The organism is Rossellomorea sp. KS-H15a (genome assembly GCF_024195245.1).
Classification (GTDB): domain Bacteria; phylum Bacillota; class Bacilli; order Bacillales; family Bacillaceae_B; genus Rossellomorea; species Rossellomorea vietnamensis.
The window spans coordinates 2,312,877-2,329,773 of sequence record NZ_CP096886.1 but is presented as its reverse complement, the minus strand read 5'-3'; the positions used below and the strand labels follow the sequence as shown (position 1 = coordinate 2,329,773).

At 46.2% G+C, this 16,897-nt stretch carries 14 protein-coding genes and 1 other annotated feature (1 of these 15 running past the window's edge); all 14 genes read right to left on the bottom strand.

What is annotated here, in order from left to right; all coding sequences use genetic code 11:
- Positions 1–87 precede the first annotated feature (87 nt).
- The 14 genes from pyrE to ileS all read right to left on the bottom strand — a co-directional run bounded on the left by pyrE (position 88) and on the right by ileS (position 16,630).
- Complete coding sequence (pyrE, locus tag M1J35_RS11935) at positions 88–711, bottom strand: orotate phosphoribosyltransferase (protein ID WP_061809819.1); 624 nt, start codon at positions 709–711, stop codon at positions 88–90.
- The gene (gene pyrF / locus M1J35_RS11930) at positions 708–1,418 is read right to left on the bottom strand and encodes an orotidine-5'-phosphate decarboxylase (RefSeq protein WP_159363243.1); all 711 of its coding nucleotides are present in this window, start codon (positions 1,416–1,418) and stop codon (positions 708–710) included. The genes pyrE and pyrF overlap by 4 nt, the downstream gene beginning before the upstream one ends.
- Positions 1,390–2,331, bottom strand: a complete 942-nt coding sequence (locus M1J35_RS11925) for a dihydroorotate dehydrogenase (RefSeq protein ID WP_224520299.1) — start codon at positions 2,329–2,331, stop codon at positions 1,390–1,392. Before M1J35_RS11925 ends, pyrF begins: the two co-directional genes overlap by 29 nt.
- Positions 2,328–3,101 (bottom strand): dihydroorotate dehydrogenase electron transfer subunit, encoded by a 774-nt coding sequence (locus M1J35_RS11920; RefSeq protein ID WP_254651304.1) that lies wholly within the window; start codon positions 3,099–3,101, stop codon positions 2,328–2,330. The genes M1J35_RS11925 and M1J35_RS11920 overlap by 4 nt, the downstream gene beginning before the upstream one ends.
- Positions 3,098–6,310 carry a carbamoyl-phosphate synthase large subunit gene (carB, locus tag M1J35_RS11915; protein ID WP_159361850.1) on the bottom strand — a complete coding sequence of 1,071 codons (3,213 nt, stop codon included), beginning with the start codon at positions 6,308–6,310 and terminating at the stop codon, positions 3,098–3,100. The genes M1J35_RS11920 and carB overlap by 4 nt, the downstream gene beginning before the upstream one ends.
- A complete protein-coding gene (locus tag M1J35_RS11910) occupies positions 6,303–7,394 on the bottom strand; it encodes a carbamoyl phosphate synthase small subunit (protein ID WP_254651303.1) in 1,092 nt (363 codons plus the stop codon). Before M1J35_RS11910 ends, carB begins: the two co-directional genes overlap by 8 nt.
- On the bottom strand, positions 7,391–8,677 hold the full coding sequence (locus tag M1J35_RS11905) for a dihydroorotase (RefSeq protein ID WP_254651302.1): 1,287 nt from the start codon (positions 8,675–8,677) through the stop codon (positions 7,391–7,393). Before M1J35_RS11905 ends, M1J35_RS11910 begins: the two co-directional genes overlap by 4 nt.
- Positions 8,678–8,693: 16 nt before the next feature.
- Complete coding sequence (locus M1J35_RS11900) at positions 8,694–9,572, bottom strand: aspartate carbamoyltransferase catalytic subunit (protein ID WP_254653745.1); 879 nt, start codon at positions 9,570–9,572, stop codon at positions 8,694–8,696.
- Positions 9,573–9,737: 165 nt separating this feature from the next.
- Positions 9,738–11,066, bottom strand: coding sequence for a solute carrier family 23 protein (locus tag M1J35_RS11895; RefSeq protein WP_254651301.1), 1,329 nt, complete (start codon positions 11,064–11,066; stop codon positions 9,738–9,740).
- Between the two features lie 148 nt (positions 11,067–11,214).
- Positions 11,215–11,760 carry a bifunctional pyr operon transcriptional regulator/uracil phosphoribosyltransferase PyrR gene (gene pyrR, locus M1J35_RS11890; protein WP_034755802.1) on the bottom strand — a complete coding sequence of 182 codons (546 nt, stop codon included), beginning with the start codon at positions 11,758–11,760 and terminating at the stop codon, positions 11,215–11,217.
- A 194-nt stretch (positions 11,761–11,954) separates the two neighbouring features.
- Complete coding sequence (locus M1J35_RS11885) at positions 11,955–12,866, bottom strand: RluA family pseudouridine synthase (RefSeq protein WP_034755805.1); 912 nt, start codon at positions 12,864–12,866, stop codon at positions 11,955–11,957.
- A complete protein-coding gene (lspA, locus tag M1J35_RS11880) occupies positions 12,838–13,332 on the bottom strand; it encodes a signal peptidase II (protein ID WP_224520303.1) in 495 nt (164 codons plus the stop codon). Before lspA ends, M1J35_RS11885 begins: the two co-directional genes overlap by 29 nt.
- Before the next feature lie 106 nt (positions 13,333–13,438).
- Positions 13,439–13,720 (bottom strand): hypothetical protein, encoded by a 282-nt coding sequence (locus M1J35_RS11875; RefSeq protein ID WP_254651300.1) that lies wholly within the window; start codon positions 13,718–13,720, stop codon positions 13,439–13,441.
- Between the two features lie 138 nt (positions 13,721–13,858).
- Complete coding sequence (ileS, locus tag M1J35_RS11870; RefSeq protein ID WP_224520305.1) at positions 13,859–16,630, bottom strand: isoleucine--tRNA ligase; 2,772 nt, start codon at positions 16,628–16,630, stop codon at positions 13,859–13,861.
- A gap of 119 nt (positions 16,631–16,749) precedes the next feature.
- Positions 16,750–16,897 (bottom strand) — a binding site (T-box leader) (it continues 86 nt past the right edge of the window).

Below are 16,897 nucleotides of genomic sequence, written 5' to 3'. Positions count from 1 at the left end.
TTCATCCAGTAATGATTCCACCGGATGAAAGTGTTTTTATTTGGAAGAATGACAAAAAGCAACTCAAAAAACGAGTTGCTTTCCCCTTTACATCCCCCATGTCTCAGGGTCTTTTCTCCAAAGCTTCAATTGTTCCCATTCACTTTCACGGATGATCTCATTTTGGACCGCTACCTCAAGTAAGCTTGAATAATCAGAGAGGGCATAGGATGTAATGTTTTGTTCTTCAAGCATTCTTTTCCCTTTTTCCAATTCATATGTGAAGATCGCAACCACCCCTAATACGTCACATCCCGCTTCTCTTAAGGCGTCAACCGCAGTTATACAGCTGCCTCCCGTGGAGATCAGATCTTCAACGACGACAACCTTTTGTCCCGGTGCCGCGATCCCTTCAATCTGCTTTCCTTTTCCATGGGCTTTAGGCTTTGACCGGACATAACACATGGGAAGATTTAATTTCTCGCTCACCCACGCGGCATGTGGAATTCCCGCCGTCGCTGTTCCTGCGATGACTTCCGCCTCCGGAAAGTGCTTTCGGATCAACTCGGACAGTCCTGTTGAAATGCTGTCCCGCACTGAAGGATACGAAAGTGTCAGTCGATTATCACAATAAATCGGTGACTTTATGCCGGATGACCAAGTAAATGGCTCCGTCGGGTTTAAAAATACGGCTTCGATGTCGAGTAATTTCTTTGCGATTTCATGTTTCATTCTTTGCCCTCCCATTCATGTACGATCCGTTCATAAGCAAGGACCGGATTCGCAGCACCTGTAATGCTTCTTCCAACGACGATGTAGGAAGAACCCATTTCTTTAGCCATTTGCGGTGTAGTGACTCTTTTTTGATCTCCTATGTGATCTTCTGCTAACCTGATCCCGGGAGTGACCCGTAAAAAATCATTCCCGCAATGTTCTTTTATCAGACCCGATTCGTGGGGTGAACATACCACTCCATCAAGTCCCGCATGCTTTGCAAGAGTGGCATAATGCAGGACGGACTCATTGATGGTAGTGTGGATAAGCTGTTCTTCTTGCATCTGTTCTTCCGTTGTCGAGGTCAGTTGTGTGACGGCGATCAGATTTGGGCGCTTATGATTGGCAGGGGTTCCGGCATGGAGACCCTCCAGCGCCTTTTCCATCATCATGCTGCCGCCTGCAGCATGGACGTTGACTAGCTCCAAATCGAATCCTGCAAGTCCTTTCATGGCTCCGTATACTGTATGAGGGATATCATGAAGCTTTAGGTCCAGGAAAATCCGATGATTTTTATTCAATATCTTCTCAAGGATCGCCGGACCATTTTGAAGGTACAACTCCATTCCGACTTTCACATTCAGACTTTCTGAAAATTGATCCAGGAAGGTTGAAGTCATCTCCCATGTAGGGAAATCAAGTGCTATGAACGGTGCTCGATTCATGTTTCCCCCAGCTCCTTCCGGTTAATTCGGATATATGTTCGACTCCGAGCTCCTCAAGTAGAGGCGGTAATTCATTGATGATCCGCTGACATACGAATGGGTCAACGAAATTCGCCGTCCCGACTGCAATGGCACTGGCTCCTGCATAAAAGTATTCAATCACATCTTCAGCTGATTGTATTCCCCCCATCCCGATAATCGGGAGATCCACCTGCTGGCTCACTTCATAGATCATCCTGATGGCAACCGGTTTGATGGCTGGGCCGGATAATCCGCCGGTCTTGTTCGCAAGAACCGGCTTGCCCGTCTTCATATCCAGTCTCATCCCAAGGAGTGTATTGATCATGGTCAGGCCGTCCGCCCCACCTGCCTCTACAGCCTTGGCCATGTCGACGATATTGGAGACATTCGGAGATAATTTCACATACAGCGGGACCTGTGAGACTTCTTTAACCTTCTCAGTCAACTCCTTAGCCACTTCAGGGATGGTCCCAAAAGCGATTCCTCCCGTTTTGACATTGGGACAGGAGATATTGAGTTCAAGTGCCTTTACATTTTCAGCAGAAGAAATGACCCTTGCCACTTCCACATAATCTTCCACTTGGGAACCTGCCACGTTTGCAATGATCGGTACATCAAATTGTGAAAGCCATGGAAGTTCGTTTTCCATCACACCTTTGAGTCCGGGGTTTTGTAACCCGATTGCATTCAGCATACCCCCGTTTGTTTCAGCAACCCTTGGTGTAGGATTTCCAAAGCGGGCCTCTTCCGTCGTCGCTTTGATCATGATCGCTCCAAGCTCGCTCAAATCATAAAACTGACTATATTCACGACCGAAACCAAAGCAGCCTGATGCCGGCATGACCGGGTTCTTTAAAGACAAGCCTGGCAATTCGATTTGTAATGATTTCATAAAAGCACCGCCCCTACTGGAAATACCGGTCCGTCACTGCAAACCTTTACGTAACTCGACCCTTCAGGATCATCCTGTTTATGACATACGCAGGCGAAACAAGCCCCGATTCCGCATCCCATCCGCTCTTCTAATGAGATAAAACCGCGTTTGCCCTCCAATTGCCTTTCAAGAGCTTTCAGCATGGGTGTCGGTCCACAGGAATAAAACACATCAAAGTCCGGCTTCTCTTCAGAGATGACATCTGTTACAAATCCAACACTACCAAGGGAGCCGTCGACAGTGGCAACATATGTGAGCCCAAGTTCCCCGAACTTATCTTCATAAAAGCTGACTGATTCATTTTGAAAACCAAGAATGTGCTTCACTTCCCAACCGCTTTCTACAAGCTTCCTGGAAAGACCGTAGAGGGGAGGAACGCCAATCCCTCCACCTATTAACAGTGCGGTCTTACGTTGGCCTTCCACGGAGAAACCATTACCCAAAGGTCCTAACACGTCGACCCTATCACTACGATCCACCAGGGAAAGGAGTCGTGTCCCCTTCCCTTCAGCCCGGTAGATCAGGGTCATGGTATGTTGTTCAGGATCGTGGGAGGCGATGGAAATCGGCCTTCTCAGTAATGGGTCTATTCCCGTCCCGACTTTCACATGAACGAACTGTCCCGGGGCCTTTATTTCATCCACCAGGCTCCCTTGAAGAACGAGTTCATAAATGTTTTCAGCTATCCGTTCATGAGAAAGCACAATCATGTTTTCGTTAACGATCATTGATAAACCGCCTCTTTCACTTTCGGTAGTGAGTCAAGTGCCTCTGCTGAGAAAGTCATAGATTCAATCACTCTCAGGATGGCTTCAGCAGTATCCAGTGACGTAAGACATGGAATGCCGTTTTCGACCGATTCCCTTCGAATTCTGAATCCATCCCGGGCAGGCTGTTTTCCTTTTGTCAATGTATTGATGACAAGCTGGGTTTCACCGCTTTGGATGATATCCAATAATGTAGGACCGCTGGATCCGATCTTATCCACTTCACGGACCGTGATACCTGCCTTGGCCAGATGCTCTGCCGTACCCTTCGTTGCGAGGATTTGATAGCCGATATCGATAAACCGTTGTGCCAGGAGGACTGCTTCATCCTTGTCTTTATCTGCCACGGTCATGAGTACGGAACCGTATTCCTTCATTTGCATCCCTGCAGCGACCATCCCCTTGTAAAGTGCCTTTTCCAATGTCTGATCTTTTCCCATTACTTCCCCAGTAGATTTCATCTCAGGTCCGAGAGTTATGTCCACCCGTCTAAGTTTGGCAAAGGAGAAGACCGGGACTTTGACGTACACACCCTGTTTTTCAGGAACCAGTCCTGATTCATATCCTTGATCTTTCAGGGATATACCAAGGATGGACTTGGTTGCAATATTCGCCATTGGGACATTTGTGATTTTACTGATGAATGGCACTGTCCGGCTGGAACGGGGATTCACTTCCAGGACGTATACTTCGCCTTTTGAAATAACATACTGGATGTTCAGTAATCCAATAATGTTCAACCCTTTTGCCAGTCTCGTCGTATAATCGATAATGGTTTGTTTCTGCTCCTGTGTGAGTTGCTGAGGAGGATACACGGCGATGGAATCCCCTGAATGAACTCCCGCACGTTCGATATGCTCCATAATCCCCGGGATGACTACGTCTGATCCGTCTGAGATGGCATCCACCTCGATTTCCTTGCCGATCAGATAACGGTCGATCAATACCGGGTGCTGTGGATTGACCTTTACTGCATTTTTCATGTATTGAAGAAGCTCTTCTTCCCTGTAAACAATCTCCATTGCCCGTCCTCCGAGTACGTACGAAGGTCTTACCAATACCGGGTAACCGATGCTTTTTGCTATTTCAAGTGCCCCTTCTACGGAAACTGCCGTTTTACCTTCGGGTTGAGGAATGCCAAGCTCATTCAGAGTATGCTCGAATTTATCGCGATTCTCTGCGCGATCGAGATCCTCAAGTGAAGTACCCAGAATCTTGACGCCTCTTCTCACCAGCTCATCTGCCAGATTGATGGCCGTTTGTCCACCAAACTGGACGACGACTCCCTTTGGCTTTTCCAGGTCGATGATGTGCATGACATCTTCCACCGTCAGTGGCTCGAAATATAATTTGTCCGAGATACTGAAGTCGGTCGAGACCGTTTCGGGATTGTTATTCACGATGATGGCCTCATAACCCGCTTCCTTAATGGCCCAAACAGAGTGAACGGTCGCATAATCAAACTCCACTCCCTGTCCGATCCTGATCGGTCCCGAACCGAGGACGATGACACTCTCACGTTCTGTTACCCTTGATTCATTCTCATCTTCATAAGTGCCGTAGAAGTAGGGAGTTTCAGATTCGAACTCTGCTGCACAGGTATCTACCATTTTATATACCGGGATAAGGTCCTGCTCTTTTCTCCACGTATAGACATCAGCTTCAGAGCTTTCCCATAAACGTGCCATGGTGATATCCGAGAAGCCCATGCGCTTCGCTTTTTGTGCAAGCTCAGGGTTGAAGGGGTTCAACGCCAGTTCTTTTTCAAACTCTATGATTCTATTCATCTTATATAAGAAGAAGAGGTCGATTTTGCTCCATTCATGGATGGTCTCGATTGTCACTCCTCTTCTCAGCGCTTCGCCGATATAGAAGAGGCGCTCATCCCCTGCTTTTCTGATCCTTTTCTCAATCCATTCGTCCGTAAATTGATCCGCGTCACTCAATTCCATATGATACGTATTGCTTTCAAGGGAGCGGATCGCTTTCAGTAGTGATTCTTCGAAGGTCCGGCCGATTGCCATCACTTCTCCGGTTGCTTTCATCTGAGTACCAAGGTTTCGTTTGGCCGCTTCAAATTTATCAAATGGCCATCTTGGGATCTTCGTCACAACATAATCCAGTGCGGGTTCGAATGATGCATACGTTTTACCCGTCACAGGATTCATCATTTCATCCAATGTCAGGCCGACGGCGATCTTTGCTGCAAGTTTTGCAATCGGATAGCCGGTCGCTTTGGATGCCAGTGCAGATGAACGGCTCACCCTGGGATTGACTTCTATGATGTAATACTGGAAACTGTCAGGGTCGAGGGCCAGCTGGACATTACAGCCTCCTTCGATTCCCAGCTCGCGGATGATATTCAGACTTGTATTCCGGAGCATTTGATATTCACGGTCGCTTAATGTTTGACTTGGTGCTACCACGATGGAGTCTCCCGTATGGATCCCCACCGGATCTATATTCTCCATATTACATACCACGATTGCGTTATCGGCTGCATCCCGCATAACCTCGTATTCTACCTCTTTGAAGCCTGCAATGCTTTTTTCCAGAAGGCATTGTGTGACAGGGCTGTATTTCAGTCCCGAACTTACAATCTCGACCAATTCGTCTTCGTTGTGACAGATTCCCCCTCCGGTTCCACCCAAGGTGTAGGCAGGACGGACAATGACCGGATATCCAATTTCATTCACAAATTGATAGGCTTCATCCAGGGAATGGATGATTTCACTGTCCGGAACCGGTTCTCCCATTTCATTCATCAAGTTCCTGAACAAATCACGGTCTTCCGCTTTCTCGATGGCTGAAAGCTTCGTCCCGAGGATTTCAACTCCGCATTCTTCCAAGACCCCGGACTGGGCAAGTTCAACAGCCATGTTTAATCCCGTTTGGCCACCTAATGTAGGCAGCAGCGCATCAGGACGTTCTTTACGGATGATCCTGCTGACGAATTCAAGTGTCAAAGGTTCGATGTATACTTTATCTGCCATTTCAGCGTCTGTCATGATCGTGGCAGGATTGGAGTTTACGAGGATGACCCTGTAACCTTCCTCTTTCAATGCGATGCAGGCTTGTGTTCCTGCGTAGTCAAACTCCGCCGCTTGTCCAATGATGATAGGTCCGCTTCCGATAACCAAGATGCTTTTAATGTCTGTACGTTTAGGCATGTTGAAGCTCCTTTCTTTTCTCTTCTTTCATCAATTGTAGGAAATCATCGAATAAGTAGTTGGAATCCTCGGGTCCCGGAGAAGCTTCAGGGTGATACTGCACCGTAAAGGCCGGAAAGTCCAAATGTTTCAATCCTTCTACCGTTCCATCATTTATGGCCAGGTGAGTGACCTGTAATCTCGACCCGGCTAAAGATTTTTCATCGACTGCATAGCCGTGGTTCTGTGAAGTCAGTGCGACCTTTCCGGATTTTAAATCTTTGACCGGATGGTTGCCGCCACGATGTCCAAATTTCATTTTGAAAGAGTCCCCTCCACACGCCAGGGCAAATAATTGATGTCCGAGGCAAATACCGAAGAGTGGAATTTCACCAAGCAATTCCTTGATCGTTTCAATCGCTTGGGGTACATCTTTCGGATCCCCCGGACCATTCGATAACATGATCCCGTCAGGCTGCAGGCGTCTGATTTCTTCCGCTGAAGTATCATAAGGAACCACAATCACATCACAATCCCGCTTGTTCAATTCCCTTAGAATCCCGTGCTTCATCCCGAAATCCATCAACACTACACGGTAACCTCTTCCAGGGCTTGCATAGGCCGTCTTCGTGGAAACCTGTTTGACCTGATCTGTTCGTAAATCTGTCCCATGGAGCTTATCAAGCATTGCCCCTGAATCCAGTTCAGCTGAACAAATGATGCCTTTCATGGCTCCATGCTTCCTGATGATCCTGGTTAACTTTCTCGTATCGATCCCTGATATTCCGGGAATTCCTTTTATTTTTAATAATTCATCCAATGTTGATTCATTTCTCCAGTTAGAAGGGAAGTCCGCCACTTCTCTCACAATGAACGCTTTGATGGCCGGGGTGATCGATTCAAAATCGTCCCGGTTGATGCCGTAGTTCCCTACAAGGGGATACGTCAAGGTGACAAGTTGGCCGCAGTAGGATGGATCTGAAAGGATTTCCTGGTAGCCGGTCATGCTCGTATTGAATACCACTTCACCTATACTTTCTTCATTTGCTCCGAATTCTTCTCCCACGAAAACCGTTCCATCGTCTAAAATGAGTTGTCTTTTCATTGTTCGTTTCCTCCTTCATTCCATACAAGAGATCCTTGATAAAAAGTTGCTTTCGGCCATCCTTTGCATTCCCATCCTTTGAATGGCGTGTTTTTCCCTTTGGACATAAATTCAGCCGGATTGATTTCCTTTTTTTCATGCAAATCGATGAGCGTAAAGTCTGCTTCTCCTCCTACTTCAAGTAGTCCAAACGGAAGATTAAATGCTTCACTTGGTTTGACGGTCATCCAGTCAATAAGCTGCTTCAGAGAGAAGATCCCTTTTTCCACAAAGTTTGTATAAAGCAGCGGAAAGGCGGTTTCCAACCCGACGATTCCGAACGGAGCGAGCTGCATCCCTTCCGACTTTTCGGCTTCCGTATGGGGCGCATGGTCGGTGGCGATGAAATCGATCGTTCCGTCCAGAAGACCCTCTATAAGAGCCTGTCGATCCTCTTTACTTCTGAGAGGAGGATTCATTTTGAAATTTGGGTCAAGCCCCGGGATATCGTCTTCACAGAGCAGAAGATGATGAGGTGTCACCTCAGCCGTCACGTTGATACCGGCCCTCTTCGCATCCCTGACCACCCGGACAGATTCTTTTGTTGATATATGGCAGACGTGGTAGTGTACACCGGCTGCTTCAGCTAATAGCACATCCCTGGATATATGTACAGCTTCACAGATGGAAGGAATGCCTGGCAGATTATGTTCTCTGGAGAATGTCCCATCATGGACCGCTCCTCCGTAAATCAAGGTGTTCTCTTCACAATGGGCGACGATGGAGGCATTGATTCCGGCTGCCATCTTCATGGCTTGATACATCATGTCGGCTGATTGTACCCCTACCCCGTCGTCTGTGAATGCAAATGCCCCGTTTTCTTTTAATGATGGTAAGTCATTAAGCGTATTCCCGATTTGTCTTTCCGTGATGGCAGCATACGGTAACACCCGAACACTCGCTGTTTCAGAGATCTTCTGATTCAGGGACTGAAGAGTTTCCACTGAGTCGGGTACAGGTCGGGTATTGGGCATTGCCGCGATGGTGGTGAAACCACCCTTAGCTGCTGATTTCGTTCCCGTTTCGATGGTTTCCTTATGTTCTCCGCCCGGTTCTCTCAGGTGGACATGCAGGTCGACAAAGCCTGGTGAAATCACTGACCCTTCTGCTTGAAACTCCTCATGATCTTTCCCTTTCAGCCCTGAACCGATCTCGATGATCTTCTTATCCTCCACCTTTACATCCACAGTCTCAAGATCACCATTCTTTGTTACAATTCGTGCATTCCGGATTAACCAATTCATTTCAGATTCCCCCTAGTCAGTTGATTTCAAGTGCTCTTTTTAAAACGGCCATTCTCACGTATACTCCATTTTCCATCTGCTTGAAGATCCTTGATTGCTCACATTCGACCAATGAGTCGGCTATTTCCACACCGCGGTTGACAGGTGCAGGATGAAGGATGATAGCGGATGGTTTCATCCTGTCTTTCCTGGATTCCGTCAGTCCAAAGCTTTCATGGTATTCCTCTTTCGTCAGGGTCGAAGTAATCGCGTGACGTTCATGCTGGATACGGAGAAGCATGATGACATCAGAATCGGTTATGCATTCATCTATAGGCAAATAGCGCTTTCGATCTGTTGCTTTGAACCATTCTTTTGGGCCTGAGAAATAGACCTCTGCCCCGAGTTTTGTCAGTGCTTCCGCATTCGACCTGGCTACCCTGCTATGGGCGATATCTCCGATTATGGATACCTTGATTCCCTCGAATCGGCCAAATTCCTGATGGATGGTCAACAGATCTAACAGACATTGAGTCGGATGATTTCCACACCCATCCCCGCCATTGATCACACTTATGTTAAGAGGGGCCAGTTGATCAAAGTAGCGTTCAAGTGAATGACGGATGACGACCGTATCGACTCCTATGCTCTCTAATGTTTTCACCGTATCATACAGGCTTTCACCTTTTTGGATGCTTGATGTTTGCGCTTCGAAAGGAATGACTTCAAGACCAAGTTTCCTTTCCGCCATCTCAAAGCTGCATTTCGTACGTGTGCTTGCTTCGAAGAAAAGATTGGCCGCGTATTTTCCGGTCCCTGACTCCCAGGTTTCCCCCTTTTGAAAACGTTCCGCCTGATTCAGTATGTGAATGATTTCTTCTTTTGATAAGTCATTCATCGTCAACAAGTTCTTCATCATGAGACAACCCTTTCCTCTCTTCTCTTCCAAAAAAACACCCTGTCATCTTACCGACAGGGTGTTTTTGAACATACTTACAGTGACAGTGCGGAATAATCCCGCATGTCTTGTTCAAATTCACCCTTCCTAGACTCTCTGGACCATGTTAAAAGGTGTTTCTATTTATGCAACATCTTGTTTAGCTTTCTCTTCCTCGAATAAGTTGGTACTTCCTTCACTTTCTTCCCTGCCTGGCAGGACAAGATTCAGGAACACCCCAACGATTGCTGCAAGGGCCATCCCCGATAGGGAAACCTGCTCGTTGATCTTTACGAATGCTCCTCCGACTCCGATGACAAGGATGACACTCGAGATGACTAAATTACGCTTGTTCCCTAAGTCTACTTTGTTATCGATCAACATACGGAGTCCACTTGAAGCGATGATACCGAACAGCAGGATGGATACCCCACCCATGACCGCTGATGGGATCGAACCGATCAAGGCCGTTATCTTGCCGACAAATCCGAACATGATGGCAAGTACCGCAGCGCCGCCGATGACGAATACGCTGAACACCCGTGTAATGGCAAGCACCCCGATGTTTTCACCGTACGTTGTATTTGGCGGTCCGCCCAGGATGGAGGCGATCACAGTCGCTACCCCGTCCCCAAGGATGGAGCGGTGAAGACCCGGCTTTTCAATGAAATTTCGTCCTACGACCTTACTTAATACCATCTGGTCCCCTGTATGTTCTGCCAGGGTCACAAGTGCAACAGGCACCATGATCGATACGATTTCCCATGAGAAGCTCGGCGTGTAGTCCACAAACGGTACAAAGAAGTCCGGCATCTGGAAGAATGGAGCATCGATTACCTGTTGAAAATCCACCAGCCCTGCGAAAACCGCGATGACATATCCTCCGATGATACCTGCAAGAATCGGGACCATCCCGAGAAATCCTTTGAAGTAAATCGAACAGATGACCGTGATTCCCAATGTGGCAAGAGCCACCATGAAGTGCGTGTTACTGTAAACCAATTGTTCTGCTCCGGGATTTTCATACATGGCCATATTGACGGCCGTTCCGGCAAGCCCCAATCCGATCACCATGATGACGGGCCCTACCACAACCGGAGGGAGGATCCTGATCAGCCATTTCAATCCAAGCTTTGATATTAGCAGCGCGACGATTCCATATACAATCCCTGCAAGGAAGCTTCCCATCATGGCAGCTTCCGGTCCTCCCAGGCTCTTGGCAGCGAGGATCGGTGCGATGAAAGCGAATGACGATCCAAGGTAAGCAGGGATCCTCCCCTTCGTGATCAGGAGATAGGCAAGTGTTCCGAGTCCGCTTGAGATCAAAGCAACCCCAGGGCTTAATCCAACCAGGAACGGGACCAGCACCGTTGCCCCGAACATGGCAAATAGATGTTGTATGCTAAGTGTAATCCATTTTCCTATATTAGGTACTTCTTCTACGTCTAACACGACTTGTTGATTTTGATTCATGTTTATTTCCTCCTCCAATACCCATTTTTACCCATTAAAAAACCCTCTTTATCCTAAAGAGGGCACAAAGAGGGTATAAGAAGGCCTGATTCTACCTTCATTCCCATCCTTTGTCAGCCTCACTGGACCACTCTTAAAAGGACTTCCATTATTCTTTTTCGTGTATGGCAACGATGTCTTCCTGATCGACTTCTGATAATGCGACCATGATCTTCTCAGAGCTTGATGTCGGAATATTCTTCCCGACGAAATCCGCCCGTATCGGTAATTCCCTATGTCCACGGTCAACCAGCACAGCCAGTTGAATCTGACTTGGCCTTCCGAGATCCATTAAGGCATCGAGCCCTGCCCGGACCGTTCTTCCAGTGAATAGGACATCATCCACCAAAATGACTTTCTTGTTTGTAATATCAACCGGAAGGTCAGAACCCTTCACTTCTGGTTCATGATCCTCTGTTTTCGTCGTTAAATCATCACGGTATAGGGTGATGTCGATTTCTCCGACCGGAATTTCTTCTCCTTCAATCGCATGAATCCGCTCGGCTAATCGATTGGCAATATAAATGCCCCTTGTTTTGATGCCGACTAAAATGCAATCTTCAATTCCTTTGTTTCGTTCGATGATTTCATGGGCGATCCGTGTGAGCGCCCTTCGAATGGCGGGTTGATCCAGTACTGTTGCTTTCTTTGTCATTTTCGCCACCTCATTTTCTTTTATTTCAATAAAAAATCCCTCTCACCGTAGAGATGAGAGGGCACACTTATCGTTATGATCTGATTGCACGCCAAAAAATTTTTGGTCGTACACTGCTCCTTCTCAGCCTCACGGGACCGTATTAAAGGTTACTTATTCAATTAACACTATCATAAAGGCAAGGTCGAAATTTGTCAACGGTTATTTTCAAGGTGCTTAACCAATTTCGTGAATTCTTCGGGTAACTCCGCATGGAACTCCATATATTCTTCCGTTCTGGGATGGACAAACCCAAGCACACCTGCATGAAGGGCCTGTCCTTCAATGCTCAACGTCTTTCGCGGTCCATATTTCGGATCACCCGCCAGCGGGAAACCGATGTATTTCATATGCACACGGATTTGATGGGTTCTGCCTGTCTCCAGTTCACATTCAACGAGGGTGAAATCTTTATATCGGTCCAACACTTTGAAATGCGTAACCGCTTGTTTGCCATTATCCACGACAGCCATACTTTGGCGGTCTTTAGGATCCCTGCCGATCGGGGCATCGATCGTCCCGTATTCGTGGGGGATCAGGCCATGTACGATGGCTGTATATTTTCTGGTAACGGACTTGTCCACAAGCTGATTCACCAAATGCTCGTGAGCCATGTCATTTTTCGCCACCATCAGCAATCCAGATGTATCCTTATCAATACGGTGTACAATACCTGGTCGCAGCACGCCATTGATTCCTGACAGGTCCTTACAGTGATGCATCAATCCATTCACCATAGTTCCGGAATAATGACCCGGTGCAGGGTGGACGACCATCCCTTTCGGCTTATTTACGACGATGACATCCCCGTCTTCATAGGCGATATCAAGGTTAAGATCTTCCGGCTCTACATCCAATTCTTCCGGTTCCGGAATCGATACAGTGATGACTGCATTCAACGGACACTTGAAGTTAGGTTTGACCGCTTCTTCATTTACTTTAATATGACCTTCTTTTATCCATTGTTGAACCTGGGAACGGGACCAATCCTTATTCAACTGGCTAACGACCTTGTCGATTCGTTCTCCCTGGTTTTCCTCAAGTATGTTGTGCTGAATTACTTCCATTTTTGTTCTCCTTCTTTGCTTTTCGTTCGTCTAAATACATATAAATCAGTAACAGTGCTACTCCAATGGTTAATGCTGCATCGGCAATATTAAAAATCGGGAAATCATAGGAAAAGATGTATGTATTTAAGAAATCGACCACTTCTTTTCTGAAGACACGGTCAAGAAAGTTTCCAATTGCACCGCCTAGCATGAAAGCAAGACTCAGACTAAACAATGAATGTCCTTTTGCATGGACTTGCATATAATACACGATACCTACAATCACTATTAATGTAATAATGTAAAAAAACCACATTTGTCCTTGGAGTATTCCCCATGCTGCACCTTGATTCCGATGAGAAGTAAGATAAAAGACATTATCTATGATCGAAATGCTTTCTCCCTCGGTCATTCTTCTTACAACCAACCATTTTGTTAATTGATCCAGTCCAATTACAACCAAAGCCATTAAATAATAATACACAAAGGCAACCTCCGAACATCTTTAAATGATTACCTTTGCATTTTAGCATAAAAGGGGAAATAAAGACACTTAAACTGGAGAAGAACGATGGAAACGCGGGAGAAATTTACGAATAGGATGAAATCTTCCCAAACCTTCTCCATTCGTATGCAGCTTCAATCGTCGTACAGGTTGGGTTCATCAACATGTAATCAAATGGGATTTCCTGCCCGCTCAATTCACAGTAACCGTATTGATTATCCCGGACACGACTCAGTGCCTGTTTCACTTCAGTGATCTCGTCGTTTATATATTGCTGGATTAAAGGGTGTTGAGATTGACTTGCTTCAAGCTCTTTCAAGGATTGTTTAAGCTCTTCTACAATGGATGTGTATCGGTCATATGTCATCTTGATCCCTCCACTTATAGTATGGGGGAAATGACCCTGAATGTTGTCTTGCAAGATATAGCAATTATGGAATTTGAAATGCTGAGGTATAAAGACAAAAAAAGGGACCTGTCACATGACAGGTCACCTCCTACTTGATTATGCCAAATGAGAATAGCTTTCTTTCACAACGGATGCACAGCGTGTGCAAAGTGTTGGATGATCTTTATCCTCTCCTACTGTTGGTGTTACGATCCAACAGCGGTCACATGTTTCACCTTCAGCTTTTTCAACGACAATGTTGTTTTCACCAAGGCTTAACGCATGCTCCGGAGCCTCGTTCACCTTTCCGCCGATTTCAAAGGCTGATACAATGAACAGCTGTTTTAAGTCTTCTTTGATGGAATCAAGTAATCCTTTCGTTTCATCATTGACGTATAGGGTCACTTTAGCCGTCAATGACTTACCGATCACCTTCTGATTGCGTGCTTCCTCAAGTGCTTTTAAAACATCATCTCTTAATTCTAAGAATGTGTTCCATTTTTCCTTCAATTCATCCGCATTTGCGAGTTGTTGTACTTCAGGCATATCGGTCAGTTGGACACTTTCGCCCTCTGCCCCCGGGATGTATGCCCAAACCTCATCTGCTGTATGGGAAAGGATCGGGGACATCAGTTTCGTAAGTGCTACCAGGCTTTCATACAATACCGTCTGAATCGCTCTGCGCTCATAGTGATTTTCTGACTCGATATACAGAACATCCTTTGCAAAATCCAGGTAGAATGAACTCAAATCCAGTGTACAGAAATTATTGACTGCATGATAAATGCTTGCAAATTCATATTTATCGTACGAATTTTTCACATTCTTCACAAGATCATTCAGCTTCACGAGCATAAATTGATCCACTTCTCTTAATCCATCAAAGGATACTGCATCTGTTTCAGGATTAAAGTCAGAAAGGTTCCCCAACAAGAAACGATAGGTGTTACGGATCTTACGGTAGACTTCAGCCACCTGCTTCAAGATAGGGTCAGATACTCGAACATCTGCCTGATAATCAACAGACGCTACCCAAAGACGAAGGATATCGGCTCCAAGTTGTTTCATTACCTTTTCAGGGACAACGACGTTCCCTAATGATTTACTCATCTTTCTTCCATCGCCATCAAGAGCGAATCCGTGACTTAACACGCCTTTGTAAGGGGCTTTACCCGTCACGGCTACGCCTGTTGTCAATGAAGAGTTGAACCAACCACGATATTGGTCGGATCCTTCGAGATAAAGGTCTGCAGGACGCTGCAAGTCATCTCTTTCCTCAAGAACGGCCTGATGGGAAGATCCTGAATCGAACCACACGTCCATGATGTCCTGTTCTTTCGTGAATTTCCCATTGGGACTGCCTTCATGTGTAAATCCTTCAGGTAAGAGTTCTTTTGCCTCTTTCTCAAACCAAATATTTGATCCGTGATCACGGAAAAGTTTGGACACATGATCGATTGTCTCATCTGTGATGATTTCCTGACCATTCTCAGCATAGAATACCGGGATTGGCACTCCCCATGCACGCTGACGGGAAATACACCAGTCTCCACGGTCTCTGACCATATTGAATAGACGGGTTTCTCCCCATGCGGGAACCCATTTCGTATCCTTTACCGCCTGGAGTAATTCTTTACGGAATTTATCGATGGATGCAAACCACTGTGCCGTCGCCCGATAAATAACCGGCTTTTTCGTGCGCCAGTCATGTGGGTAAGAGTGGGTGATGAAGTTTAACTTCAATAATGCCCCCGCTTCCTGAAGCTTTTCTGTGATTGGTTTATTGGCCTTATCATAGAATAAACCTTCAAACCCAGGAGCTTCTGAAGTCATGACCCCTTTATCATCGACGGGACATAACACATCCAGTCCATATTTTTTCCCTACAAGGAAGTCATCCTCCCCGTGCCCTGGAGCTGTATGGACACAGCCAGTACCTGAATCAGTCGTAACATGCTCACCAAGGACAACAAGGGAGTCACGATCGTACAGTGGATGTTTTGCCACGATATGCTCGAGTTCTGCACCCTTGACCTTTTTGGTCACAGAATGATTTTCCCATTCAAGATTCTCGGCGACGTCTTCGAGCAAATCTTCGGCTACGACATAGCTGTTTTCCTTCACATTTACAACGACATAATTCAAGTCCGCATGTACGGCAATTCCAAGGTTCGCAGGGATCGTCCACGGTGTGGTCGTCCAGATGACGAGTTGGGTTCCTTCATCAAGGACACCCTTACCTTCTGTAACGGCAAAACCTACATAAATGGATGGGGAACGCTTGTCCTGATACTCGATTTCAGCTTCTGCAAGGGCTGATTCACTTGAGGGTGACCAGTAGACAGGCTTCTTCCCTTTATAGATATAACCCTTTTTCGCCATATCACCGAAAACTTTGATTTGCTGTGCTTCATATTCAGGCTTTAATGTGATATACGGATTTTCCCAATCTCCCCGTACACCTAATTGTTTGAATTGCTTGCGTTGATTATCGACTTGCTCATAAGCATACTCTTCACATAATTTACGGAACTCGGCAATCGTCATTTCTTTACGCTTTACGCCTTTATTCGTTAACGCCTGCTCAATCGGCAAACCGTGAGTGTCCCATCCTGGAACATACGGGGCATGGTAACCGCTCATGGACTTATAGCGTACGATAAAGTCTTTCAGGATCTTATTCAATGCGTGACCCATATGGATATTCCCATTGGCATATGGAGGTCCATCGTGAAGGACGAATAAAGGACGATCACTCGTTCTTTCCTGTACCTTTTGATAGATGTCCATCTCTTCCCACTTTTTCTGTGTATCCGGTTCACGCTTCGGTAAGTTCCCTCTCATCGGGAATTCCGTTTTCGGCATCAATAATGTATCTTTGTATTCCATGAAATCATCCTCCTAATCATATCTCTCTTAATTGCCATCTTTTCTATATCCTTCACTTCTTAATCAGGCAGGGTGAACTTTCATTTTTTCAAGAATAAAAAAAAGCTTTCTCATCCCTGAATAGGGACGAGAAAGCCTTTCCCGCGGTACCACCCTCATAAAGACCGAATTTGGCCTTCACTTGTTGATTCGTAACGTGAATAAATCGCCACTCATTACTCTTCGGAGAGGAATTTCATGAGCAGGGCTCGAGGGTGATCTTCCGGT

Coding starts and splice junctions, on each gene's coding strand:
- M1J35_RS11920 (WP_254651304.1), bottom strand. CDS start 3,101: ATGATCGTTAACGAAAACATGATTGTGCTTTCTCATGAACGGATAGCT.
- M1J35_RS11900 (WP_254653745.1), bottom strand. CDS start 9,572: ATGAAGAACTTGTTGACGATGAATGACTTATCAAAAGAAGAAATCATT.
- M1J35_RS11895 (WP_254651301.1), bottom strand. CDS start 11,066: ATGAATCAAAATCAACAAGTCGTGTTAGACGTAGAAGAAGTACCTAAT.
- pyrF (WP_159363243.1), bottom strand. CDS start 1,418: ATGAATCGAGCACCGTTCATAGCACTTGATTTCCCTACATGGGAGATG.
- M1J35_RS11875 (WP_254651300.1), bottom strand. CDS start 13,720: ATGACATATGACCGATACACATCCATTGTAGAAGAGCTTAAACAATCC.
- M1J35_RS11885 (WP_034755805.1), bottom strand. CDS start 12,866: ATGGAAGTAATTCAGCACAACATACTTGAGGAAAACCAGGGAGAACGA.
- pyrE (WP_061809819.1), bottom strand. CDS start 711: ATGAAACATGAAATCGCAAAGAAATTACTCGACATCGAAGCCGTATTT.
- M1J35_RS11925 (WP_224520299.1), bottom strand. CDS start 2,331: ATGAAATCATTACAAATCGAATTGCCAGGCTTGTCTTTAAAGAACCCG.
- M1J35_RS11905 (WP_254651302.1), bottom strand. CDS start 8,677: ATGAATTGGTTAATCCGGAATGCACGAATTGTAACAAAGAATGGTGAT.
- pyrR (WP_034755802.1), bottom strand. CDS start 11,760: ATGACAAAGAAAGCAACAGTACTGGATCAACCCGCCATTCGAAGGGCG.
- carB (WP_159361850.1), bottom strand. CDS start 6,310: ATGCCTAAACGTACAGACATTAAAAGCATCTTGGTTATCGGAAGCGGA.
- ileS (WP_224520305.1), bottom strand. CDS start 16,630: ATGGAATACAAAGATACATTATTGATGCCGAAAACGGAATTCCCGATG.
- M1J35_RS11910 (WP_254651303.1), bottom strand. CDS start 7,394: ATGAAAAGACAACTCATTTTAGACGATGGAACGGTTTTCGTGGGAGAA.